This is a genomic window from Geodermatophilus sp. URMC 64, assembly GCF_053502555.1.
The window spans coordinates 4,724,760-4,746,569 of sequence record NZ_CP199955.1 but is presented as its reverse complement, the minus strand read 5'-3'; the positions used below and the strand labels follow the sequence as shown (position 1 = coordinate 4,746,569).

The following is a 21,810-nucleotide window of genomic DNA, read 5'->3' as shown; positions in this document are numbered from 1 at the left end:
CTCAGCAGCGCGGGTCGGGCAGGGAGCCCGGGGACGGGAAGACCCGGCCGACGACCTCGCCCTCCACGTCCGCTGCCGCGACGGTGCCGAAGTGGCGGGAGTCGATGGAGCGGTCCCGGTTGTCGCCCAGGAGGAAGATCTGCCCGGCCGGCACGTCGACCGGGCCGAAGAACTCGCCGTCGATCAGGGCGGGGTCGATGGCGGCCTCGCACACCGGCGTCCCGTTCACCACCAGGACGCCGTCCTCGATGCCCACGGTGTCGCCGCCCACGGCGACCACCCGCTTCACCAGGAGCTCGCCGCCGTCGGGATCGGGAACGGTGACGACGTCGCGCCGCTCGGGTGGACCGCCCCACTCGCGGACCAGCAGCAGGTCGCCGGGGTCGATGGTCGGCATCATGCTGTCCGAGCCGACCCGCTCGAGCTGCACGGGCAGCACGCCGATGGTCGAGCCGACCACCAGCAGCATGAGCAGGACCAGGACGACGGTCCCCGCTCGGCGCAGAACCCGGGCCGGGCCCGGCGACCGCACGGGGGGGACGGCCGCCGAGCCCGGGGTTCCGGGGGAGGAGCTCACCCGAGCACGCCGGTGAGCCACAGGAGCCAGGTGAGCGCGCCGAGCGCGCAGAGGGCGTCCACCACCCGGCCGCGCCAGGTGCGCGGGAGGAGGGCGGAGAGCGCGACGACGGTGAGGACCTCGAGACCCAGGACGGCGGCATCGCGCGCACCCGACTCCGCCGGCACCGGGTCCCCGTGCCCGGCGTGTTGCCCTGCGGCGGCGCTGCTCGTGCCGAGGAGGTCGGTGAACAGGCCGGTGCGCTGCGCGACGAGGTAGAGGCCGATGAGCCCCACGGTCCCCGCGATGCCCGCGGTCAGCAGGCCGGCTGACGGCCGCAGTCCCGGCCGGGTGAGCACGAACAGCAGACCTGCCGCCCCGACCTGCCCGGCGGCCACGATCAGGAAGAAGCCGAGGACCGCGGTGCTGTGGTCGACGTGGCGGGCGGCCACGAGCAGGTGCAGCAGACCGGACGCCGCGAACGCCAGGATCGCCGTCCACGACCACCCCGCCGTCGTCCGGCGGGCGCGGACCCGAGCGGCGGAGAGCTCGCCCGCGGTGTCCACGGCCGCGCTCACCGGAGGGTCTCCGACGCGACAGCAGCGCCGCCGAACAGGGACAGCGTCATCAGGTCGCCGGCTGTCTCCATCGGGTCTCCCTCGCTCGGTCACGGGCTCGTTGCTGCGGACAACTGTGCCGCGGGAGTGCCCGTCGTCCAAGCCGCCACCTGGGGTGTGGACACCCCCCACAAGCTGGGGGATCGGCGCTACACGCCCGGTCGTCGCCACCGGCGAGGGACGCGACGGTGCCGGCATGCCCGAGCGGCGCGCGTCCGTCCGGACGCGCGCCGCTGGGCCTGCGGTGCCTGAGGTGGCCTCCGGTCAGGAGGCGTCGCGCTTGTCGAGCAGGCCGAGGCGCTGGGCCTTGACCACGGCCTCCAGCTGGGACCGCGCGTCGAGCTTCGCGTGCAGCGACTTCACGTAGCCGCGGCAGGTCTCCAGGGTGATCCCGAGGACGCGGGCGATGCCCTTCACCTGCATGCCCTGGCCGAGGTACTCGAGCACCTCCTGCTCGCGCTTGGTCAGCTGCGGGACGGTGGGGTCGCGCGGGGCGGGGCCGGACGACGCGCCGGTGCGGCCGAAGGCGGAAGGGGCGACGAGCATCTGGCCGGCGTGGACGTTGCGCAGCACGTCGAGCATCTCGACGAGCGAGCCGTCCTTGGGGACGAACGCCGAGGCGCCGGCCTGCGCCGCCCGCATGACCCACTCCGGATCACGGTGCGCGGTGACGACGGCGACGATCGCTTCGGGGCAGACCTCGCGGATGCGCCGCGTGGCGGCCAGCCCGTCCTGGCGTGGCATCTCGATGTCCATGACGACCACGTCGGGGCGCAGCTGCTCCACCATCGCGATCGCCTCGGCCGCCGAGGACGCCGTCCCGATGGGCTGCATGCCGGCCGAGGCCAGGGCGCCGCTGAGTAGCTCGGCGAACGTCCGGTGGTCGTCGACGATGAGCACGCGTGCGCCCTCGAGCCCCCGAGCGTTCTGCATTACGGCCTGCGGCATGTGGTCCCCCGACATGTTCGTGTTTCCCCTGGGTGGTCCCGGGGCGGAAGTTGCCCCATTAGCACCTGAGGTACACAGACACCAACAGGGCCTGTGGGCCCCCGTTCTTGACTGGAGAAGTTTCTCCCGTGGCGTCGCCACAGTGCGTAATCAGAACCTTGATCGCGCGTAATGGAATTGTGTGCCCGTGGGCGGGGCGTTCACCTGGCCAGATGGCGTTCGGCGGTCAGCTCGCCGGGGTTGTCCCCGGTGTTGACGGTCACGCTGGGCTCCACCAGGAGCACCTCGGCGCCGTCCCTGGACACCGGCTGGTGCGGCACGCCGCGTGGGACGACGTAGGCCTGGCCGGGGCCGAGCTCGACGTCGCCGTCGTCGAGCCGGATGGTCAGCGAACCGCGCAGGACGAGGAAGAACTCGTCGGTCTCCGGGTGGCTGTGCCGGGTGAACTCACCGTGCGTGCGCACGACACGGACGTCGTAGTCGTTCAGTGTGGCGACCGTGCGTGGTTGCCATGGTTCGGCGAACGTGGCGAGGACGGCGGCGAGGTCGATGGGCTCGGGCATCGCGCCAGCATGGCCCGTGGCGGGGCTGCCGGGTGCGGCGCGGGACATGGGGAAGGGCGCGACCGGCCGCTGAGGCCGCTACTCGCCGGTCGTCCCGTCGATCGCCTCGCGGAGCAGATCCGCGTGGCCCGCATGGCGTCCGGTCTCCTCGATCATGTGGATCAGCACCCAGCGCAGGTTCCGGGTGCCGCCCTCGCGCGGTGGCTGCGCGGTCGGCTGATCGAGGCTCTGGGCGCGTGCGACGACCTCACGGCTCCGGTCGCACGCCTCTCGGTACCTGGCGCGGAGCTCCTCCGGTTCGAGGTCGGCCGCCGTGCGGAACTCGAAGTCGGGGTCCGCGGTCCAGTCCACCGCGGCCCACGGCTCGACGTGCGGCAGGCCGAGGGCGTTGACCCGGAACCACCAGTCCTCGACCAGCGCCAGGTGGTTGAGCAGGCCGCCGAGGGTCAGCGTCGACGGCGGATGCGGCTGGGCAAGCTGTTCGCGGGTCAGGCCCTCGGTCTTCAGGAGCACGGTCTCGCGGAGGAAGTCGAGGAATCCGCTGAGCAGTTCGAGCTCGGAACCGGAGTTCGGCGGGTCGGTGCGCACCGGGCGACCTTGTCAGGCGCCGCAGACAGATGTCCTGCTGAAGGCGCCAGAACTGTCAGACCCCGTCCCTAGGTTGGGGTCATGCAGCAGACGGCGGGCACCTCCACGGTGGAGGGCTTTCTGGTCGACTGGGTGCGGACCCGGCCGGCGCCGGAACCGCGGCTGCCGGTCTCCTGGCTGACCGCGGAGCAGAAGGCCGCCGAGCTGCAGCGCCTGCAGGCCCAGCGGGCCCGGCTGGCCGCCCGCGAGGCGGATCTGATCCTCGGGTTCGCCGCCGACCGGCCCGATGAGGACGACCCGGCCGACGATCACCCGGGGGCGCGCAGCCGGGACTGGCGGCAGACCGAGCCGGAGTTCCCCGGGATCAGCGAGTCCTTTCCCGACGAGCTGGGCCTGGTGCTCGGCGTCGGGCGGGGTACCGCGACGCACAGGCTGCGCCGGGCCTGGACCTGGCGGCACCGCCTGCCGGCCACCGGCGCCGCGCTGCGGCGCGGTGCGCTGGACGAGCGGCGGGCGCAGATCCTCGCCGACACCCTGGAACACACCCGCCCGGCGCTGGCCGCCCGGGTGGAGGCGGTGGTGCTGCCCGAGGCGGCCGGGCTGAATTTCGCCGCGCTCAAGCGGCGCATCCTCGAGGTGCTGCTCGACCTCGACCCCGCCGCGGCCGACGAGAGCCGCACGCTGGCGGAGCGCAACGCCGACGTGTTCGTCGAGCCCGGCCCGGACGGGCGGGCCACCCTCGGCGCCGACCTGCCGGCCGAGGAGGCCGCCGAGGGCTTCGACTTCCTCAACACCCTGGCCCAGCAGGCCAAGGCCGACGGCGATCCGCGCCCGATCGGGCAGCTCCGCAACGAGCTGTTCTCCCTGCTCGTGCGCGGCGCCGCCATCGGCGCCGCCGGTGCCCGGGCCAGCCTGACCATCACCGCCGCGCTGGAGGCACTGAAAGGCGCCAGCACCGCCCCGGCGCAGGTCAACGGCTTCGCCATCACCCCGGCGCACCTGGCCGACCTGCTGCGCCGGATCGGCGCGCTCGGCCTGCAGACCCCCGAGGGCGGGTCACTGACCTTCGCGCTCACCGATGAGACCGGCCGGCTGCTCGCCACCGCGTCCCTGGCCGACCTGCAGCGCCTGGTGAAGCGGGGCGCGGGCCTGAACCCGCCGGCGGCGACCGACCGCTACACCCCCACGGGCGCGCAGCGGGAGTTCATCGGCACCCGCGACCGCACCTGCCGGATGCCCTACTGCGGGCAGCGGGTCGGCTGGGCCGACCACGACCACGTCGTCGCCCACTCCCGCGGCGGGCCGACCGACTGCACCAACCTGTGCTGCCTGTGCCGCACCCACCACCGGCTGAAGACCCTCTTCCGCGGCTGGCGGTTCGCCATGGACCCCGACGGCACGCTGCACGTCACCACCCCGTCGGGCGTCACCCGCACCACCCGCCCCTGGGCGATGCGCCGGCGACCCCCACCGCCGCCACCGCCGGATCCGGCCGACGACCCGCCACCGTTCTAGCGGTACTGACCTGAGACGTTGCCCCAAGCCGTGTCAACGTCGTGTGCGCGGTCGGTCAGCACCCTTCGTCATGGTCGGCGGCGACGACGGGAGAACGACCACCTACGGGATCGAGGTCGAGGGCCTCACCAAGCGCTTCGGCGAGACACAGGCGCTGGACGGCGTCCACCTCGGCGCCTGGACCGGGTCGAGGGCCAGCGCGGTCAGCGGCCGCCGTAGCCGCACACCCGGCACTGCGAGGGTCCGCTCGCGGCGCGGACCTCCAGCGGCCACAGGTATGCGACCTGCACGGCGCCGGGTCTCTCAGAGCGCCCGGACGGGTCAGGCGCGCCCGACCAGCCCCGCGACGATCTCGGCCGACAGCGCGACGAGCGGCAGGCCGCCGCCGGGGTGGGCGGAACCGCCGACGAGGAACAGGCCCGGGACGGGGGAGGCGTTGGCCGGCCGCAAGAACGCCGCCCGGGTGCCGTTGCTCGACGTCCCGTAGATGGAGCCGCCGACGCTGCCGGTGTCGCGCGCCAGGTCCGCCGGCGTCCGGACGACGCACCAGCGCAGCCGCTCCCGCACCTCCAGGCCCCGCCGCGCCATCGTCGCGAGCACCCGCGCGGCGTAGGCGTCGGCCAGGCCTGGGGCGGTCCAGTCCACCCCGCCGTCCGGGTCGTGCCGCGGCGCGTTCACCAGCACGAACCACGACTCGCTGTCGTCGTCAGGGCGGGTCGCGGGGTCGTCCGGTGCGCTGACGTACACGGTGGGGTCGGTGACCGGCCGCGGTGCGCCGCGGCAGCGTCCCGTGCCGAAGACGGCATCGAACTCGGCGTCGTAGTCGTCGGGGAACAGCACGGTGTGGTGGGCCAGCCCCGGCGTGCGTCTGCGCAGGGCCAGCAGCAGGACGAAGCCCGACAGCGACGGCGTCGACCGGGCCAGCGCCGCGCGGACCGCCCGGGTGCGGCGGTCGGCCGGCAGCAGGTCGCGGTAGAGCGCGGTCGCGTCGGCGGCCGAGACGACGACGTCGGCGGGCACCAACTCGCCGGTGGCCAGCCGGACGCCGGCCGCCCGGCCGCCCTCGACGATCACCGACGCCACCGGCGACGACGTCCGCACGACCGCGCCGCGCTCGGCAGCCCGCTCGGCCACGGCGAGGCCGAGCCGGCGCAGCCCCCCGCGCACGTACCAGGAACCGTGCTCCTGCTCGACGTACGGGACCGTGGCGAGGACCGCCGGGGCCCGCCGCGGGTCAGAGCCGGAGTAGGTGGCGTAGCGGTCGAGCAGGGTCCGCAGGTGCGGGTGCCGCAGGTGGCGCCGGCCCAGGCCGCGCAGCGTGGCCCACGGCGCGATCGTGGCCACGTCGGCCGGGGTGCGGGCGAGGCCGGCGAGCGTGGCCGCGCCGGCCAGCGGGGACCGGAGGAAAGGCTGCTCGGCCACCCGCCACATCGCCTCGGCCCGCCGCAGCAGCGCGGCCCACTGCGCCCCGGCGCCCGCGCCCAGGGCGTCGTCCAGCGCGCCGGGCACGTCCGCGCGGCGGCCGGGCATCCGCAGCCGGGTGCCGTCCGCGAACCGCAGCTCGGCCGCCGGGTCCAGGGGCACGAGGTCGAGGACGTCGTCCAGCGGACCGCCGGTCGCCGCGAACAGGTCCCGATAGAGCTGGGGGAGCGTGAGCAGGCTGGGCCCGGTGTCGAAGCCGTGGCCCTCGCGGGCGAACCAGCCGAGCTTGCCGCCCACCTCGGGCGCCTGCTCCAGCACGGTGACCGCGTGACCGAGCGCGGCCAGCCGGGCCGCCGCGGCCAACCCGCCGAGCCCCGCCCCGACGACCACGACCCGTGCCACGCGGCCACGGTAGATCGGCCGGCCCGGTCCCCCGCTCGGGTGATGATCGTTTGGCCCGGCAGGCAACGGGGGTAGCCGCTCGGTGCCCGGCCGAACCCAGGCCGGCCATCGCTGCGCGGTCCGCCGGGCGCATCGGGACTTCCCCGGGCCGCCGACCCCGAGGAGAGTGCCGTGCCCAGGGGAAGGTCGAGGGTGGTTCCGGGACGGGTGCTGCTCGGCGGGGGAGGGCTGCTCGCCCTCCTGCTGACCGGGTGCTCGAGTGCCGCTGAACCGGACGTGGCCGGGGTGGCCACCGCGTTCGAGGACCCCGCCGGCGATCCGCAGGCCCGCTGCGACCTGCTGGCGCCGGCGACGCTGGTCGCCTTCGAGTCCGAGGAGTCCACACCGTGTGAGGACGCCCTGACGCAGGTGCCGCTGCCCGGCGGCGAGGTGACCGCGGTCGAGGTGTGGGGCGGTGACGCGCAGGTCCGGCTAGGCGACGAGACGGTCTTCCTGACCGAGACCCACGCGGGCTGGCGGGTCGCCGCGGCCGGCTGCGAGCCCCGGGGCGAGGCGCCCTACGACTGCGAGGTGGAGGGGCCGTGAAGGGTGTGCGCGCGGTCTTCGCGACCTACCTGGTGATCATCCTGCTGGGCATCGCCTACGCCGTCGTGCTGGGGGTGACCGGGCGGTGACGACGAAGGAACCGAGCTACGGCTTCCTGCGCAACAACGCGTTGAGCCTCGCCTTCGGCACGCTCTTCCTGGCCACGCTGGTGGGGCAGGCGATCTCGGGGACCGCCGACTTCAACGCCCAGCAGATCTCGAACGGTCTCGAGCCGGTCTCGTTCCTGGACTACGTGACGTCGTCGTCCTTCATGGTCGACGTGATGGAGAACTGGCAGTCGGAGTACCTGCAGTTCCTCCTCTACATATTCGCCACGGTGTGGCTCGTGCAGAAGGGCTCGGCCGAGTCGAAGCAGCCCGGCGAGGAGGGCACCGAGTCCGACGAGGAGCAGAAGGTCGGCCGGCACGCCGACGAGGACTCGCCCGCGTGGGCCAAGGCGGGGAACTGGCGGACGACGCTGTTCTCCCGGTCGCTGGGCGTGCTCATGGGCACGCTGTTCCTCCTGACCTGGGCGGCCTCGGCCGTGGCCGGGTGGGCGGCGTTCAACAGCGAGCAGCTCAGCGAGCGGCAGGACCCGGTGAGCTTCGGCGGCTACCTCGTCGAGGCCGACTTCTGGAACCGGTCCTTCCAGAACTGGCAGTCGGAGATGCTCGCCGTCGGGTCGATGGCGATCTTCTCCGTCTACCTCCGCCAGCGCGGATCGCCGGAGTCCAAGCCGGTCGGGGTGGCGCACGCGGACACCGGCCAGACCGGCTGACCGCCCCCGCTCGGCAGAGCCGGAGGGGCCTGGGCCGGGTCCCGGGGCGCCCCTGGCGTCGGGGTCCCGATCCCCGCGCCGGGAGGTGCGCGTGGTGGACGCCCTCGCGTCGCGCCTGGTCGTACTCGCGCCGCACGGCACGCCGGCGGGTCAGCTGGCACCACGCCGAGCTCGCCCGGATCGCCGACCGGTGGTTCGCCATGACCTCGGCTTCACCAACGGGACGACGGTCGGCGGCCTGCGGGTCACCTGCTCGACCGAGGTCGGCGGCGGGGCGTTGATCGGGGTCGGCCATCAGCGGCTGCGCCTCGACGGCCCGCCGGGGCCACCCATCCCGCGACGCAGGCCTATCCGGCCGCTGCGCCCGGGGGCGGCGGCATGGTCGTGCCCAGCCAGAGCGCGCACGAGATACCCGCGCCCGGTGGTTCGTCTGACTCGGCCTGGTCCTGGTGGTGGGTGGCCTGGCCGCGGTGCTGTCGCGGATGCTCCCGTTCCTCGCCGCCCTCAACGACGCGGCGACGACGCAGACCCGCCGAACGGTGGTGACCTGGACCTGTTCAGCCCGGTGCTCCTCGTCGGCTACGTCGCCGCGCTCGCGGGCGCCGTCCTCATCGTGGTCGGCATCGTGCTGCACGTGACGGCCACCGCCGGCAGACGGCAGGTGGAGCAGCGCTTCCCCGTTCCGTACCGGTACCGCTGAGGAGGCCCGCGTGCACATCGGCTCACAGAACGCGGTCAACATCAACAACGTCGAGGGCACGCTGTACACCGGTCCGCAGTCGGGTCAGTTCGTCGCTACTCGGCCGGTGCCCTCGCCACGGCCGCGACCGGGCTGCTGGGGCCGCTCTCGACCGTCGCCGGCTGGCTGGGCCGCACCATCGCGTCCTTCCTCAGAGGCCGGTCAGCGGGTGGCGGCCGCCACCTGCGAGTCCTCCCGCAGGGAGCGCGCCGAGGTCTCCGGCGCGACCGCCAGCGCGATCAGCGTCAGCAGCAGCATGGCGAGCACGTAGAGGGAGACGGAGTACGAGGTGCCCGTGGCGTCGACCAGAGCGATCGCCACGATCGGCGCGATGCCGCCGCCCAGGACGCCGGCGAGCTGGTAACCCATCGACGCGCCGCTGTAGCGCAGCTCGGTGCTGAACAGCTCGGCGATGAACGCCGCCTGCGGCCCGTACATGGCCGCGTGGGTCAGCAGCGCGACGGACACGGCGAACACGATGACCGCCGTCGAGGCGCTGTTGAGGAGCGGGAAGAGAGCGAACGACCACCCCGCGGCCGCCACCGCGCCGAGGGCGTAGACCGGCCGCCGGCCGAACCGGTCGGACAGCGCGCCGAACAGCGGGATCAGCACGAGCTGGAAGGCCGAGCCGACGAGGACGGCGGTCAGCCCGACGCTGCGCTCCCGCCCGACGCTGTCGGTGATGAACACCAGGCTGTAGACGGTGAAGGTGTAGAAGGCGACGTCGGTCCCGATGCGGGCGGCCATCGCCACCAGCAGCTGGCGGGGATGCCGCTTGACCACCTCGACCAGCGGCATCTTCACCTTCGCCCCGGCGCGCTCCACCTCGGCGAACAGCGGGCTCTCCGCCACCGACATCCGGATCCACAGCCCGACGAGCACCAGGAGGCCCGACAGCAGGAACGGGATGCGCCAGCCCCAGGACAGGAACGCGTCCTCGCTGAGCACCGCGCCGAGCAGCCCGAGCGTGCCGGCGGCCAGCAGGTTGCCCATGGGGACGCCGACCTGCGGCCAGCTGGCGTTGAGCCCGCGCCGGTCGCCGGCGCCGTGCTCGAGCGTCATCACCACCGCGCCGCCCCACTCGCCGCCGAGGCCGAGGCCCTGGACGAACCGCAGCAGCGCGAGCAGCAGCGGGGCGGCGATGCCGATCGCGTCGTAGGTGGGCAGCGCGCCGATGAGCATCGTGGCGAGCCCCATCATCAGCAGGGTGATCACCAGGACCTGCTTGCGGCCGCGGCGGTCGCCCAGGTGGCCGAAGACGATCCCGCCCAGCGGCCGGGCAACGAAGCCGACGGCGGCCGTCGTGAAGGCGAGCAGCGTCCCGGTCGCCGGCGCGAAGTCGGGGAAGAACAACCGGTTGAACACCACGGCGGCCGCGGTGGAGTAGAGGAAGAAGTCGTACCACTCCAGCGACGTGCCGATCAGGCTGGCGACGATCACCTTCCGGGGGCTGCGTGCCGCGGTCGCCGTTTCGTCCGTGCTGCTCATGACGGTCCTCGATCCGGGTCCGGTCGGGTCGCGCCGGGGGGTACCCACGACAGGAGCCGACCGCGCATGCGGTGCCAGACTGCGCCGGTGACCACATCCGACGGCCGGGCCATCGATCTCAACGCCGACCTCGGCGAGGGGTTCGGCGTCTGGCGGCTCGGGGACGACGACGCGCTGCTCGGCGTCGTCACGAGCGCGAACGTCGCCTGCGGGTTCCACGCCGGCGACCCGTCGACGATGCGCCGCGTGTGCGCGGGCGCCGTCGCGGCCGGCGTGGCGATCGGCGCGCAGGTGTCCTACCGGGACCTGGCCGGCTTCGGCCGCCGGTTCATCGACGTCGCACCCACCGAGCTGACCGACGACGTGCTCTACCAGCTGGCCGCCCTCGACGGGGTGGCCCGCGCGAGCGGCGGCCGCGTCTCCTACCTCAAGCCGCACGGCGCGCTCTACAACGCCGTCGTCACGCACGAGGCGCAGGCGAAGGCGGTGGTCGAGGCAGTCACGGCCTACGACCGCGGGCTGCCCGTCCTCGGTCTGCCCGGCTCGGTGCTGCTGCGCAAGGCGGAGGCGGCCGGCCTGCGCACCGTGGCGGAGGGCTTCGCCGACCGGGGCTACACGCCCGAGGGCACGCTGGTGTCCCGGCGCGCGCCCGGCGCGCTGGTGCACGACCCGCGCGCGGTGGCCGAGCGCGCGGTGCGGATGGCGGCCGAGGGCGTCGTCGTGGCGGTCGACGGCACGACGGTCGACGTCGCCGTCGACTCGGTGTGCGTGCACGGCGACACCCCCGGCGCGGTGGAGCTGGCGCGGGGCGTGCGCAGCGCGCTCGAACGCGCCGGCCTGCGGGTCGGGTCGTTCACCGCCTGAGGGCGGTCACCCGGCCGGAGCAGGGTCGGCCGAGGCGGACTCCTCCGGGGGGTCCAGGTCGCCGAGGTCCATCCGGCCGGCCAGCACGTCCGCGGCGACGTCGTCCACGCTGCGGCCGGAGGCGTAGGCGGCGCCCCGGAGGACGGCGAGCGCCTCGGCGGGGTCCACGTCGAGGTGGAGCGACACGGTGCCCATCGCCTCCCACACCGCCGCCCGCCGCTCCGCCGCCGGGCCGTGCAGCCACTCCGGGCCGCGCGCCGGCGACCACACCGACCACACCGCCGTCTCGGACAGCGCGGAGGTGATCAGGTCGCCGACGGCCAGCGCCTCGAAGACGTCGACCTCCGCGACGGCGTCGTCGCGGGTGAAGTAGAGATCGATGGCACCGAGGCCGGCGATCGCCTCCCGCAGCGGCAGGGCGACCACCGCGCAGTACGGCGTCCGTGCCGCCAGCAGATCGGCGAACGGCGGCCAGCGGCGGCGGAGGTCCTCGTGGAGGGCGAACACCGGTTCCCGGCCCGTCTGCGCGGCCATGCACGGCCCGGCCCCGACGGTGAACTGCAACCGCTCGGCCATGGCCGCGGCCTCGGAACTCGCACCCAGCGGGATGCGCTGCGCGTGGTCGCCCGCGAGGCTGATCCCGGCGCCGTCGACCGGCAGCATCCGGACCACGGCGCGCGCCAGCCGGACCGGCAGCAGCTCCGGGCCCTCCGAGCCGGGCTCGGAAGCCGCCACCAGGGCGTCCTCGAACCGTCCGGCGATGGTCACTCCCCGATTGTCCGCCTCCCGGCGGCGCCCGGCTCCACGGGGCGGTCCCCGGCCGGTGGCGGGATCATGGCGGCATGGCGGCGGACGACGGGATCACCGTGCTGCCGTACGGGGACCGGGCGCTGCTCGTGGAGGTGCCCGACCTGGGTGCGGTCGCCGCCGTCCGCACCGCGCTGGAGCGCGAGCCGCTGCCCGGTCAGGTCGACCTGGTCCCGGCGGCGCGCACGGTGCTGGTCCTCCTCGACCGCGCGCCGGTCGACACCGACACCGCCCGGCTCCGCCGGCTGCCGCTGACCGCGCCGGCGGGCGACGGGGCGGTCCGGTCGATCGAGCTGCCGGTGGTCTTCGACGGCCCGGACCTCGACGACGTGGCGGAGCTGACCGGCCGGCCGGTGCCCCGGGTGGTGGAGGAGCTCACCGGCGTGGAGCTCACGGTGGCCTTCGCCGGCTTCGCGCCCGGCTTCGGCTACCTCAGCGGGCTGCCGGAGCACCTGCACGTGCCGCGCCGCAGCACGCCGCGCACCCGGGTGCCCGCCGGCTCGGTCGGCCTGGCCGGGCCGTTCGCCGGCGCCTACCCCCGGGCCTCGCCCGGCGGCTGGCAGCTGGTCGGACGCACCGACGCCGTCCTGTTCGACGTCGACCGGGACCCGCCGGCCCTGCTGAGCCCGGGCACCCGCGTCCGCCTGCGGGAGGTGCGCTGACGTGCTGCGGATCCTCGCGCCCGGCCCGCTGGCCACCGTGCAGGACGCCGGGCGCACCGGCTGGGCCGGCATCGGCGTGCCGCGGTCGGGCGCGGCTGACCGGGCCTCGCACGACCTGGCCAACCGGCTGGTCGGCAACCTCCCCGGCGCGGCCACCGTGGAGATCACCGCGGGCGGCCTGCGGGCCCGGGCCGAGCGGACGGTGCTGGTCGCGCTCACCGGCGCCCCGGCCGCGCTCACCGTCGGCGGCCGTCCGGCGTCGATGAACGCGCCGACGACGGTGCCCGCCGGTGCCGAGCTCTTGCTCGGGGTGCCGGCCGTCGGGCTGCGCTCGTACCTCGCCGTCCGCGGGGGAGTGGACGTGCCGCCGGTCCTCGGCTCCCGCAGCACCGACCGGCTCAGCGGGCTGGGGCCGGAACCGCTGACGGCAGGAGCGCTCCTGGCCGTAGGGGACAGCGCCGGTGACGAGCCTGTGGTCGACGTCGCGCCGGTGCCCGCGCCGGCGGACGCCCCGGTGCTGCGGGTGCTGCCCGGCCCGCGACGCGACTGGCTGACCGGTGAGGCGTGGACCCGGCTGGTCTCCGCGGAGTGGGCGGTCAGCGCCGACAGCGACCGTGTCGGCATCCGGCTCACCGGTCCCCGGCTGGAGCGTGCCATCGAGGCGGAGCTGCCCAGCGAGGGCCTGGTGCCCGGCGCGATGCAGGTGCCCCCCGACGGCGCGCCGGTGCTCTTCCTCGCCGACCACCCGGTGACCGGCGGCTACCCCGTGCTCGCCGTCGTCGTCACCGCCGACCTCCCGGCCGCCGCGCAGCTCCGCCCCGGAGACGTGCTCCGGTTCAGGCCTGCCCGTTGAGGACGGCGGTGTACAGCCCGACGGTCTCCTGCGCGACCGCGGGCCAGCCGAACTCCGAGAGCACCCGCTCCCGGCCGGCGGCGCCCATCTGCGCCGCGCGCGTCGGGTCGGCCAGCAGCTCGGCGATGCGGGCGGCGAGCCCGGCCTCGAAGGCGGCAGGGTCGTCGGCGTCGTACGGGACGAGCAGCCCGGTGCGCCCGTCGTCGACGACCTCGGGGATGCCGCCGACCGCGCTGGCGACCACGGCGGTGGCGCAGGCGGCGGCCTCGAGGTTGACGATGCCCAGCGGCTCGTAGACCGAGGGGACGACGAACACCGTGGCGCCCGTGATCAGCGGCACCAGCTGCTCGCGGGGCAGCATCGCCTCGATCCACACGATGCCGCCCCGGCGGGCCTGCAGGGCGCCGACGGCGTCCGCGACCTGCTGCCGCTCGGCGGGGGTGTCCGCTGCACCGGCGCACAGCACCAGCTGCCCGGCCTCCGGGGGCAGCTGCTCGGCGGCGGCCAGCAGGTGGGCCACGCCCTTCTGCCGGGTGATCCGGCCGACGAACAGCGCGTACGGCCGGTCGGGGTCGACCCCGAGCGAGCGGACGACGTCCGGGGCCTCGATCGGCTTGTAGGCCTCGGCGTCGACGCCGTTGTGGACGACGTGCACCCGGGCGGGGTCGAGCTCCGGGTAGACGGCGAGGACGTCGTCGCGCATCCCGCGGCTGACGGCGACGACGGCGTCCGCCGCGAGGTAGGCCGTGCGCTCCACCCACGACGAGAGCCGGTAGCCGCCGCCGAGCTGGTCGGCCTTCCACGGCCGCCGCGGCTCGAGCGAGTGCGCGCTGACCACGTGCGGCACGCCGTGCACCAGTGAGGCGAGCTGCCCGGCCAGGTTGGCGTACCAGGTGTGGGAGTGGACGAGGTCGACACCGCCCAGCGCGGCGGCCATCTCCACGTCGATCCCCACCGCCTGGAGGGCACCGTTGGCGTCCTTCAGGTTCGCCGGGACCTCGTGGCCCACGGCGTCCGGCCGGGGCCCGCCGAAGCAGTGGACGTCGATGTCGGGGCCCGCGGGCAGCGAGCGCATCGCCGCCACGAGGTGCTCGACGTGGACTCCGGCGCCGCCGTAGACGTCCGGCGGCCACTCCCTGGTGACGATCCCGATGCGCACGGCGTCACCCTAGGGGGCGGGAGGCGCTGGTCCAGCGGGACGGATCGCGCGCTGACCGGCTACGTTGCCGAGCATGCGCGGCGGTCCTCGAGTGCTCGGCATCGTCCTGGCAGGTGGTGAGGGCAAACGGCTCGCCCCCCTGACCCAGGACCGGGCCAAGCCTGCGGTCCCCTTCGGGGGCAACTACCGGCTCATCGACTTCGTGCTGTCCAACCTCGTGAACGCCGAGGTCCGGCAGATCGCCGTCCTCACCCAGTACAAGAGCCACAGCCTCGACCGGCACATCACCACGACGTGGCGGCTGTCCCAGCTGCTGGGCAACTACATCACCCCGGTGCCGGCGCAGCAGCGGCTCGGCCCGCGCTGGTACACCGGCAGCGCCGACGCGATCTTCCAGAGCCTCAACCTCATCTACGACGCGCGGCCGGACATCGTGATGGTCTTCGGGGCCGACCACGTCTACCGCATGGACCCGGGCCAGATGATCGACCAGCACCTGCAGACCGGTGCGGGCGTGACCATCGCCGGGCTGCGGGTGCCGCGGCACGAGGCCACCGAGTTCGGCGTCATCGACGCCGACGCGGCGGGCAAGGTGCGGGGGTTCCTGGAAAAACCAGCCGAGCCGCCTGGTCTGCCCGACTCGCCGGAGGAGAGCTTCGCCTCCATGGGCAACTACGTGTTCACCACGGACGCGCTGCTGGCGGCCCTCCGGAAGGACGCCACGGACGAGTCGTCCGCGCACGACATGGGCGGCTCGATCATGCCGATGCTGGCCCACGCCGGTGAGGCGTGGGTCTACGACTTCTCCACGAACATCGTGCCGGGGTCGACCGAGCGCGACCACGGCTACTGGCGCGACGTCGGGACGATCGACGCCTACTTCGACGCGCACATGGACCTCGTGTCCGTGACGCCGATCTTCAACCTCTACAACGACCGCTGGCCGATCCTCACCTCGCCGCCGCAGCTGCCCCCGGCCAAGTTCGTGCTGGGCGGCCGCGCGGAGGAGTCGATGGTCAGCGCCGGCGCGATCATCGGCGGCGGCTCGGTGCACCACTCCGTCGTCTCGCCCGGCGTGCGGATCGACCGCGGCGCCCGCGTCGAGGACAGCGTGCTCATGGACGGCGTGCAGATCGGGGAGGGCGCCTACGTGCGCCGCGCGATCCTGGACAAGAACGTCGTCGTCCCAGCGTGGGCGCGGATCGGGGTGGACCACGAGGCCGACCGGCAGCACTACCACGTCTCCGCCGGAGGGGTCGCCGTCCTGGGGAAGGGCGCCCGCGCCGTCCTCTGAAAGGACCCCGTCCTCCCCACCCCTCGCAGGCTCGAGGTGGGACCCGGGACGGGGCCGACGGGCAGCAGGACCGACTGCGTCGGCTAATCCCTTTTCGTCGCGACGAGCAGGCCGCTGCCCACCGGCAGGACGGCGGAGAGCAGCGTCTCGTCCTCGCGGACGGTGCGGGCCAGCTCCCGCCAGGCGACCGTCTGCGGGTCGCGCGCGGCCCGGTCGGCGATCCGGCCGCCGGCGAGCAGGCCGTGGCAGACCAGGCTGCCGCCGGTCCGGATGAGGTCGAGCAGCGCCGGCAGGTGGCCGTTGTACTCCCGCGGGGCGCCGGCGCAGCAGACCAGGTCGTAGGCGCCCGGGGAGAGGCGGGGGAGCACCTCGCCGGGGGTGCCGAAGATCAGCCGGGTGCGGCCCTGCGGGATCCCGGCCTCGGCGAAGGCCGTGCGCGCGGCGCGCAGCTGCTCGGGGTCGCCGTCGAGCGCGGTCAGGACGCCGTCCAGGCGCATGCCCTTGAGCAGCCAGAGCCCGGCGATCCCGCCGCCGCCGATCGAGACGACGGAGCGGGCCCGCCCCTGGGCGGCGAGGACGGCGAGCGCGGCACCGGCCGCGGGCTCCACGGACACCGCGCCCGGGTGGTGCGCGAGCCGGGCCCGCGTGGCCAGCATCGCCGGGGACTCGGTGGCGAACCGGTCGGCGTAGGCGGCGGCCTCGGCGCTGCCGGTTGCCGGCGGCGGTCCCTCGGCGCTCATCACCGGGCGAGATTAGTGGGCCCCGCTCCCGCGATCGGGTTGCGGCGTGACGGGTGTGCGCGCAGGGACCGGCTGGGAGTCGGCTGTGGGCGGGAACACCCCCGCAGGCCCCGTCCGTTGACGGCCATGTGCGCCTGATCCGAGCGGCATCGCCCACCCCTGCGCCCGAGGAGGGCATGGGGACGGCACTCGTCTGCGATCCTGGGGACGTGTCCGAGCCCGTCGTCCCCGAGGCCGCCGAGGTCTGGGTGGCCCCGACCTGGGAGCAGGTCGTGCGCGAGCACTCCGCCCGGGTCTACCGGCTGGCCTACCGGCTGTCGGGCAACGCGCAGGACGCCGAGGACCTCACCCAGGAGACCTTCGTCCGGGTGTTCCGGTCGCTGGCGGAGTTCACGCCGGGCACGTTCGAGGGCTGGCTGCACCGGATCACCACGAACCTGTTCCTGGACATGGTGCGGCGCCGGCAGCGGATCCGGTTCGACGCGCTGCCTGAGGACACCGAGCGGCTGCCGGGCAGCACGCCCAGCCCGGAGCAGGTGTACGCCGACACCCACCTCGATCCGCAGATCCAGGCGGCGCTGGACGCGCTCTCGCCGGAGTTCCGCGTCGCCGTGGTGCTCTGCGACATCGAGGGGCTGACCTACGAGGAGATCGCGGCGACGCTGGGCATCAAGCTCGGGACGGTGCGCAGCCGCATCCACCGCGGGCGGGTGCAGCTGCGCGAGGCGCTGGCCCACCTGGCACCCCGCCGTCCCGCCGCCGACCCGGCCGTCGACAGCGCTGCAGTGGAGGGAGGCGCCGCATGACCATCCCCGAGAGCCACCTCGCACAGGAGGCGATCGCCGCCCTCGTCGACGGCGAGCTGCCCCCCGGTCCCGCCCGGCGGGCCGCCGCGCACCTCTCCGGCTGCGCGCAGTGCCGGATGGCGGTGCAGGCGCAGCGCGAGGCCAAGGAGGCGCTGCACCGCTCGCAGGAGGTCGCCGTCCCGGGGGACCTGCTCTCCCGGCTGTGCGCGATCCCCTTCACCACCGACGTACCCGGGAGCGGAGGCTCGGGGACGCTGGCCGCGGGACCGGACTCGCTCACCGTCTCGGGCGATGCGGGCTCGTGGGCGCACTCGCTGCGGCCGCACCGTCCGCACCGCTCGGACTCGACCGCCCGCTGGCTGCGCCGCGGGGTCACCGGCACGCTCGCCGGACTCGGGCTCGGCGTCGCCGCGCTCGCCCTGAGCCTGCCGGCGACGGGCGCCGACCGCGGCACGCCGTCCGGGCCGGTCGCCCGGCCGTCGGCCCCCGAGGAGCAGACTGAGGTCGTGCCGCCCGTCGTCCGCGCCTTCACCTTCGGCAAGGCGAACCTGCCCGCGTCCGCCCCGGGCGGGACCCCCTGAGCAGCACCGGGGACCGCCGGCCGGAGGACGAGGAGCACGACGCCGTCTTCGGGCGTCCCGAGGGCGCCACCGGCTCCTTCGACGCGCCCGGCGACCGGGTGACCCCCCGCCGCAGCGCCGTCCCCGACCCGAGCCCCGCGCAGCAGGCGGCGTTCGGCCGCCCGGCCAGCGTGGCCGGCAGCTTCGCCGGTGACCGCCCCGTGCCGCCCGCGCCCCCGGCCCCGCCGCCGCCTCCCGAGGCGGTGCTGCGGGCGTTCGCGCCGTCCGGACCCGGCCGCGGCCTGCAGGAGCCGCCCGGTGGCCGCCCCGGCCGCCGGCGCACCGCGACCGGACCCTGGTGGAAGCCCGACGCGGCCTCCGATCCCTGGCGCGACCCGCACTCGCCGGCCGGCCTCGGCGCACCAGCCGTCTACGACGAGGAGGAGCAGGAGGGCCCGCTCGTCGTCGACGCGCAGGGCCGCAGGAAGGTCCGGCTGCGGGACCTGTCGATCCGGCTCTCCGCGCTGGTCCTCCTCGCCGTCCTGCTGGTCGGCGCGATCGGCGGCGGGGTGGGCTGGTACCTCACCCGCGAGGCCGCCGAGACGCCGCTGCTCGCCCCCGGCACGCAGTTGTCGGAGGTCGACCCCGGGGTCTCCCGTGAGCCGGGCTCGGTCGCCGACATCGCCGAGCGGATCATGCCGTCGGTCGTCTCCATCGAGGTGCGGCTCGGCAACGCCGGCGCCACCGGGTCGGGCGTCGTCGTCGACGGCGGGAACGGCTACATCGTCACCAACAACCACGTGGTCTCCGGCGCCGACGGCAACGACGACGCCGAGATCCGGGCCGTGTTCTCCGACGGCAGCGGGTCGGACGCGCGCATCGTCGGCCGCGACCCCGCCAGCGACATCGCCGTCCTCAAGGTCGAGAAGCCGGGCCTGGTCACCGCGTCACTGGGGGACTCCGATTCGGTCGTCGTCGGGGACCCGGTGGTCGCGATCGGCTCGCCGCTGGGCCTGGCCGGCACGGTGACCAGCGGCATCGTGAGCGCGCTCGATCGCCCGGTGCGTCTGTCCGGTGAGGGCAGCGACACCAACGCCGTCATCAGTGCGATCCAGACCGACGCCCCGATCAACCCGGGCAACTCCGGCGGCGCGCTCGTCGACGGCTCGGGCGCGGTCATCGGGATCAACACCGCGATCGCCTCGCTGGGCGGCAACGGCACCACCGGCGGCTCGATCGGCCTGGGCTTCGCGATCCCGATCGACACCGTCCGCGACATCTCCGAGCAACTGATCTCCACCGGCACGGCCGTGCACGCCACGCTCGGGGTCAACACCCGGTCGGTCACCGACGGCACCCGGGACGGCGCGCTGGTGCTCAACGTCGAGCCCGGCAGCGCCGGGGCCGAGGCCGGCATCCGCGAGCAGGACGTCGTGATCGCTGTGGACGACCAGGCGGTCGGCAGCTCCGAGGAGCTCACCGTCGCCGTCGACGCGCACAAGCCGGGTGACCGGGTCACCGTCGAGGTGGTCCGGAACGGCTCGTCGCAGACGCTCGAGGCGACGCTCGACCAGGCCTGAACCGGCCCGAATTGGGGGACGGCCGCGCGCCGGGTGGCCCCTTACCCTGGATGAGCGGCGGACGGACGACGGAACGGGAGCGGGCGGGTGTTCGACTCGATCGGCTGGGGCGAGATCGTCGTCCTCGCGCTCGCCGCGCTGTTCATCTTCGGCCCCGAGCGGCTGCCCGGCCTGGCGAAGGACGCGGCGCAGGGGATCAAGAAGATCCGTGAGGCCGTCACGGGTCTCCGCGCCCAGGTGGACGAGTCGATGCCCGAGGAGCTGGCCCAGCTGCGCAACCTCGACCTGCGCAAGTACCACCCGCGGACGTTCATCCGCGACCAGCTGCTGGCCGACGACGCCCCGCCGGCGCCCAGCGGCGCCCCGGTGGCCGCGGCCACGGCGAAGCCGCGCGACGCCGGCACGCCCCCGCCCTTCGACATCGACGCCACCTGACGGCTCCGTCCAGAGGCTCGCCCCGAGCTTGCGAGGGGTGAGGAGGACGGGGTCCTTCTAGTGACGGACCGGGGTCAGCCCCAGGCTCATCCCGGAGAGGCCGCGCTGGCGGGTGGCCAGGCCGTCGGCGATCGCGGTCAGCGCCCGCGCCGCGGGGGAGTCGGGCTCGGCGAGCACGATCGGGGCGCCGGCATCGCCGGACTCGCGCAGCCGCGTGTCGAGCGGGATCTGGCCGAGCAGCGGCACCCGCGCACCGAGCGTGCGGGTCAGCGCGTCGGAGACCGCCTCGCCGCCGCCGGAGCCGAATATCTCCATACGGCTGCCGTCGGGCAGGTCCAGCCAGGACATGTTCTCGATGACGCCGACCACCTGCTGGTGGGTCTGCGTGGCGATGGCGCCGGCCCGCTCGGCCACCTCGGCGGCGGCCTGCTGCGGCGTCGTCACCACGAGGATCTCGGCGTTGGGCAGCAGCTGCGCGATGGAGATCGCGACGTCACCGGTGCCGGGCGGCAGGTCGAGCAGGAGGACGTCGAGGTCGCCCCACCAGACATCGGCGAGGAACTGCTGCAGTGCGCGGTGCAGCATCGGCCCGCGCCACACCACCGGGGTGTTGCCGGGGGTGAACATGCCGATCGAGATGACCTTCACGCCGAGGGCCTGCGGCGGCATGATCATGTTGTCGACCTGGGTGGGCCGGTCGTCGACGCCGAGCATGCGCGGCACCGAGTGGCCGTAGATGTCGGCGTCCACCACGCCCACCGACAGCCCGCGCCTGGCCAGGGCCGCGGCGAGGTTGACGGTGACGCTGGACTTGCCGACACCGCCCTTGCCCGAGGCGACCGCGTAGACGCGGGTGAGCGAGCCCGGCTGGGCGAACGGGATCACCGGGTCGGCGGCGTCCGTGCCCCGGACCGTGCGACGCAGCTCCGCGCGCTGCTCGTCGCTCATCACGTCGAGGCCGACCTGCACGGAGGTCACCCCGGGGACGGCGGAGACCGCTTCGGTCACCCGGTTGGTGATCGTCTCGCGCATCGGGCAGCCGGCGACGGTCAGGTACACCTCGACGCGGACGGTGCCGTCGGCGCCGATCTGCACGTCCTTGACCATGCCGAGCTCGGTCAGCGGGCGGTTGATCTCCGGGTCCTGGACGGTGCCCAGAGCCGCGGTGACGGCGTCGAGCGCCGGCGAGCCGGTCAGCGTGTCCGACATCAGTGCGTGTGTCTCCTTCGACGGGGCCCTGTGCCCGGTGCGCCTGCGGCGACCGGCGCGGACCTGATCACCCGCCACTGTACGGCCGCCGGCGCGCCGGGCCGCCGGTCGGCGAGGTGATCTGCTGCGCACCGCCGGCCTGAGGCCCTCAGAACCCCCTTACGCGGGCTGAGCCCCGGGCCGACCGGAGGACTGCCCGGTCGCCCGATGCCGGGGGACACCCCTCAGAACCAGTCTTCTCGGCATGACGACGACCCTGGTTCGCACCGACAGCACGACCCGCACCCCCTCCGGCGCCGAGCTCCTCCGCGAGCTGATGCACGACGCGCTCACCGTCGCGGCCGACGACGCCGCCGAGTCGTTCGACAGCCGGACGGCGACCGGCCGGACGCTGCTGTCCCTGGCGGCGGTCGCCCGGGAGGCGGCGGGCGCACTCGGCACCGAGCCGGGGATGCCGCTGACGTCCGCCCCGGGGGTCGTGGTGGTGCGCGAGCTCGCGGCGGCCGTGCGGCTGCTGGACCGGGCCGGGACGCCGGATGCGGAGGCCGGGGCGGTCGACGGGCTCCTTCCCGCCGCCAAGGCGCTGCACGCGCAGCTGCACGAGGCGCTCGCGCGGGCCGGGCGCTGACCGACGCACCCC

Annotated in this window: 24 protein-coding genes; 13 read left to right on the top strand and 11 right to left on the bottom strand. The window is 74.8% G+C overall.

The window, feature by feature from the left end; genetic code table 11:
* Position 1: 1 nt before the first annotated feature.
* The 5 genes from lepB to ACWIYF_RS23220 form a co-directional block, all read right to left on the bottom strand.
* Positions 2-532 carry a signal peptidase I gene (gene lepB / locus ACWIYF_RS23240; protein WP_448625185.1) on the bottom strand — a complete coding sequence of 177 codons (531 nt, stop codon included), beginning with the start codon at positions 530-532 and terminating at the stop codon, positions 2-4.
* 41 nt (positions 533-573) lie between these two features.
* Complete coding sequence (locus ACWIYF_RS23235) at positions 574-1,134, bottom strand: hypothetical protein (RefSeq protein ID WP_448625184.1); 561 nt, start codon at positions 1,132-1,134, stop codon at positions 574-576.
* Positions 1,135-1,437: 303 nt separating this feature from the next.
* Positions 1,438-2,121, bottom strand: coding sequence for a response regulator (locus ACWIYF_RS23230; protein WP_448625183.1), 684 nt, complete (start codon positions 2,119-2,121; stop codon positions 1,438-1,440).
* A gap of 200 nt (positions 2,122-2,321) precedes the next feature.
* Complete coding sequence (locus ACWIYF_RS23225; RefSeq protein ID WP_448625182.1) at positions 2,322-2,684, bottom strand: cupin domain-containing protein; 363 nt, start codon at positions 2,682-2,684, stop codon at positions 2,322-2,324.
* A 78-nt stretch (positions 2,685-2,762) separates the two neighbouring features.
* The gene (locus tag ACWIYF_RS23220; protein WP_448625181.1) at positions 2,763-3,272 is read right to left on the bottom strand and encodes a DinB family protein; all 510 of its coding nucleotides are present in this window, start codon (positions 3,270-3,272) and stop codon (positions 2,763-2,765) included.
* Between the two features lie 81 nt (positions 3,273-3,353).
* Between ACWIYF_RS23220 and ACWIYF_RS23215 the strand changes: the two genes are divergently transcribed.
* A complete protein-coding gene (locus ACWIYF_RS23215) occupies positions 3,354-4,787 on the top strand; it encodes a DUF222 domain-containing protein (RefSeq protein WP_448625180.1) in 1,434 nt (477 codons plus the stop codon).
* 321 nt (positions 4,788-5,108) lie between these two features.
* Here the strand turns inward: ACWIYF_RS23215 and ACWIYF_RS23210 are convergent, their stop codons facing one another.
* The gene (locus ACWIYF_RS23210) at positions 5,109-6,611 is read right to left on the bottom strand and encodes a phytoene desaturase family protein (protein ID WP_448625179.1); all 1,503 of its coding nucleotides are present in this window, start codon (positions 6,609-6,611) and stop codon (positions 5,109-5,111) included.
* A gap of 192 nt (positions 6,612-6,803) precedes the next feature.
* Between ACWIYF_RS23210 and ACWIYF_RS23205 the strand changes: the two genes are divergently transcribed.
* The 3 genes from ACWIYF_RS23205 (at position 6,804) to ACWIYF_RS23195 (ending at position 8,674) form a co-directional block, all read left to right on the top strand.
* Positions 6,804-7,196 carry a hypothetical protein gene (locus ACWIYF_RS23205; protein ID WP_448625178.1) on the top strand — a complete coding sequence of 131 codons (393 nt, stop codon included), beginning with the start codon at positions 6,804-6,806 and terminating at the stop codon, positions 7,194-7,196.
* Positions 7,197-7,281: 85 nt separating this feature from the next.
* Positions 7,282-7,974 (top strand): DUF6766 family protein, encoded by a 693-nt coding sequence (locus tag ACWIYF_RS23200; protein ID WP_448625177.1) that lies wholly within the window; start codon positions 7,282-7,284, stop codon positions 7,972-7,974.
* 565 nt (positions 7,975-8,539) lie between these two features.
* Positions 8,540-8,674: a hypothetical protein gene (locus ACWIYF_RS23195; protein WP_448625176.1), complete on the top strand. Its 135-nt coding sequence runs from the start codon at positions 8,540-8,542 to the stop codon at positions 8,672-8,674.
* Between the two features lie 201 nt (positions 8,675-8,875).
* Here ACWIYF_RS23195 and ACWIYF_RS23190 read toward each other — a convergent pair whose 3' ends face one another.
* The gene (locus tag ACWIYF_RS23190) at positions 8,876-10,201 is read right to left on the bottom strand and encodes an MFS transporter (protein WP_448625175.1); all 1,326 of its coding nucleotides are present in this window, start codon (positions 10,199-10,201) and stop codon (positions 8,876-8,878) included.
* A gap of 87 nt (positions 10,202-10,288) precedes the next feature.
* Here ACWIYF_RS23190 and ACWIYF_RS23185 point away from each other — a divergent pair, with 87 nt between their 5' ends.
* Complete coding sequence (locus ACWIYF_RS23185; protein ID WP_448625174.1) at positions 10,289-11,065, top strand: LamB/YcsF family protein; 777 nt, start codon at positions 10,289-10,291, stop codon at positions 11,063-11,065.
* Positions 11,066-11,071: 6 nt separating this feature from the next.
* Here ACWIYF_RS23185 and ACWIYF_RS23180 read toward each other — a convergent pair whose 3' ends face one another.
* On the bottom strand, positions 11,072-11,833 hold the full coding sequence (locus ACWIYF_RS23180; protein ID WP_448625173.1) for an ANTAR domain-containing protein: 762 nt from the start codon (positions 11,831-11,833) through the stop codon (positions 11,072-11,074).
* Between the two features lie 74 nt (positions 11,834-11,907).
* Between ACWIYF_RS23180 and pxpB the strand changes: the two genes are divergently transcribed.
* Positions 11,908-12,534 (top strand): 5-oxoprolinase subunit PxpB, encoded by a 627-nt coding sequence (gene pxpB / locus ACWIYF_RS23175; RefSeq protein ID WP_448625172.1) that lies wholly within the window; start codon positions 11,908-11,910, stop codon positions 12,532-12,534.
* Position 12,535: 1 nt separating this feature from the next.
* A complete protein-coding gene (locus tag ACWIYF_RS23170) occupies positions 12,536-13,387 on the top strand; it encodes a 5-oxoprolinase subunit C family protein (protein WP_448625171.1) in 852 nt (283 codons plus the stop codon).
* Here ACWIYF_RS23170 and glgA read toward each other — a convergent pair.
* Complete coding sequence (glgA, locus tag ACWIYF_RS23165) at positions 13,371-14,546, bottom strand: glycogen synthase (protein ID WP_448625170.1); 1,176 nt, start codon at positions 14,544-14,546, stop codon at positions 13,371-13,373. The genes ACWIYF_RS23170 and glgA overlap by 17 nt on opposite strands.
* 73 nt (positions 14,547-14,619) lie before the next feature.
* On the opposite strand from glgA, the gene glgC reads away from it, so the two are divergent.
* Entirely contained in the window at positions 14,620-15,840 is a 1,221-nt protein-coding gene (gene glgC / locus ACWIYF_RS23160; protein WP_448625169.1) for a glucose-1-phosphate adenylyltransferase, read from the top strand.
* Positions 15,841-15,923: 83 nt separating this feature from the next.
* Here glgC and ACWIYF_RS23155 read toward each other — a convergent pair whose 3' ends face one another.
* On the bottom strand, positions 15,924-16,580 hold the full coding sequence (locus tag ACWIYF_RS23155; protein ID WP_448625168.1) for an O-methyltransferase: 657 nt from the start codon (positions 16,578-16,580) through the stop codon (positions 15,924-15,926).
* A 209-nt stretch (positions 16,581-16,789) separates the two neighbouring features.
* On the opposite strand from ACWIYF_RS23155, the gene sigE reads away from it, so the two are divergent.
* From sigE to ACWIYF_RS23135, 4 genes are all read left to right on the top strand, one after another.
* Positions 16,790-17,386, top strand: coding sequence for an RNA polymerase sigma factor SigE (gene sigE / locus ACWIYF_RS23150; protein WP_448625167.1), 597 nt, complete (start codon positions 16,790-16,792; stop codon positions 17,384-17,386).
* Positions 17,383-17,967 carry an anti-sigma factor family protein gene (locus tag ACWIYF_RS23145; protein WP_448625166.1) on the top strand — a complete coding sequence of 195 codons (585 nt, stop codon included), beginning with the start codon at positions 17,383-17,385 and terminating at the stop codon, positions 17,965-17,967. The genes sigE and ACWIYF_RS23145 overlap by 4 nt, the downstream gene beginning before the upstream one ends.
* Before the next feature lie 98 nt (positions 17,968-18,065).
* Positions 18,066-19,526 (top strand): S1C family serine protease, encoded by a 1,461-nt coding sequence (locus ACWIYF_RS23140; RefSeq protein WP_448625165.1) that lies wholly within the window; start codon positions 18,066-18,068, stop codon positions 19,524-19,526.
* A gap of 87 nt (positions 19,527-19,613) precedes the next feature.
* A complete protein-coding gene (locus ACWIYF_RS23135; RefSeq protein WP_448625164.1) occupies positions 19,614-19,961 on the top strand; it encodes a twin-arginine translocase TatA/TatE family subunit in 348 nt (115 codons plus the stop codon).
* 57 nt (positions 19,962-20,018) lie between these two features.
* Here ACWIYF_RS23135 and ACWIYF_RS23130 read toward each other — a convergent pair whose 3' ends face one another.
* Positions 20,019-21,170, bottom strand: coding sequence for an Mrp/NBP35 family ATP-binding protein (locus ACWIYF_RS23130; protein WP_448625163.1), 1,152 nt, complete (start codon positions 21,168-21,170; stop codon positions 20,019-20,021).
* 244 nt (positions 21,171-21,414) lie between these two features.
* On the opposite strand from ACWIYF_RS23130, the gene ACWIYF_RS23125 reads away from it, so the two are divergent.
* Positions 21,415-21,798, top strand: coding sequence for a hypothetical protein (locus ACWIYF_RS23125; protein WP_448625162.1), 384 nt, complete (start codon positions 21,415-21,417; stop codon positions 21,796-21,798).
* The last annotated feature ends 12 nt before the right edge of the window (positions 21,799-21,810 follow it).

Bases quoted from the DNA above. Each gene is read 5' to 3' on its own strand.
- ACWIYF_RS23230 (WP_448625183.1), bottom strand. From the start codon at position 2,121: ATGCCGCAGGCCGTAATGCAGAACGCTCGGGGGCTCGAGGGCGCACGC.
- ACWIYF_RS23225 (WP_448625182.1), bottom strand. From the start codon at position 2,684: ATGCCCGAGCCCATCGACCTCGCCGCCGTCCTCGCCACGTTCGCCGAA.
- ACWIYF_RS23215 (WP_448625180.1), top strand. From the start codon at position 3,354: ATGCAGCAGACGGCGGGCACCTCCACGGTGGAGGGCTTTCTGGTCGAC.
- ACWIYF_RS23190 (WP_448625175.1), bottom strand. From the start codon at position 10,201: ATGAGCAGCACGGACGAAACGGCGACCGCGGCACGCAGCCCCCGGAAG.
- pxpB (WP_448625172.1), top strand. From the start codon at position 11,908: ATGGCGGCGGACGACGGGATCACCGTGCTGCCGTACGGGGACCGGGCG.
- glgC (WP_448625169.1), top strand. From the start codon at position 14,620: ATGCGCGGCGGTCCTCGAGTGCTCGGCATCGTCCTGGCAGGTGGTGAG.
- ACWIYF_RS23155 (WP_448625168.1), bottom strand. From the start codon at position 16,580: ATGAGCGCCGAGGGACCGCCGCCGGCAACCGGCAGCGCCGAGGCCGCC.
- ACWIYF_RS23145 (WP_448625166.1), top strand. From the start codon at position 17,383: ATGACCATCCCCGAGAGCCACCTCGCACAGGAGGCGATCGCCGCCCTC.
- ACWIYF_RS23130 (WP_448625163.1), bottom strand. From the start codon at position 21,170: ATGTCGGACACGCTGACCGGCTCGCCGGCGCTCGACGCCGTCACCGCG.
- ACWIYF_RS23125 (WP_448625162.1), top strand. From the start codon at position 21,415: ATGACGACGACCCTGGTTCGCACCGACAGCACGACCCGCACCCCCTCC.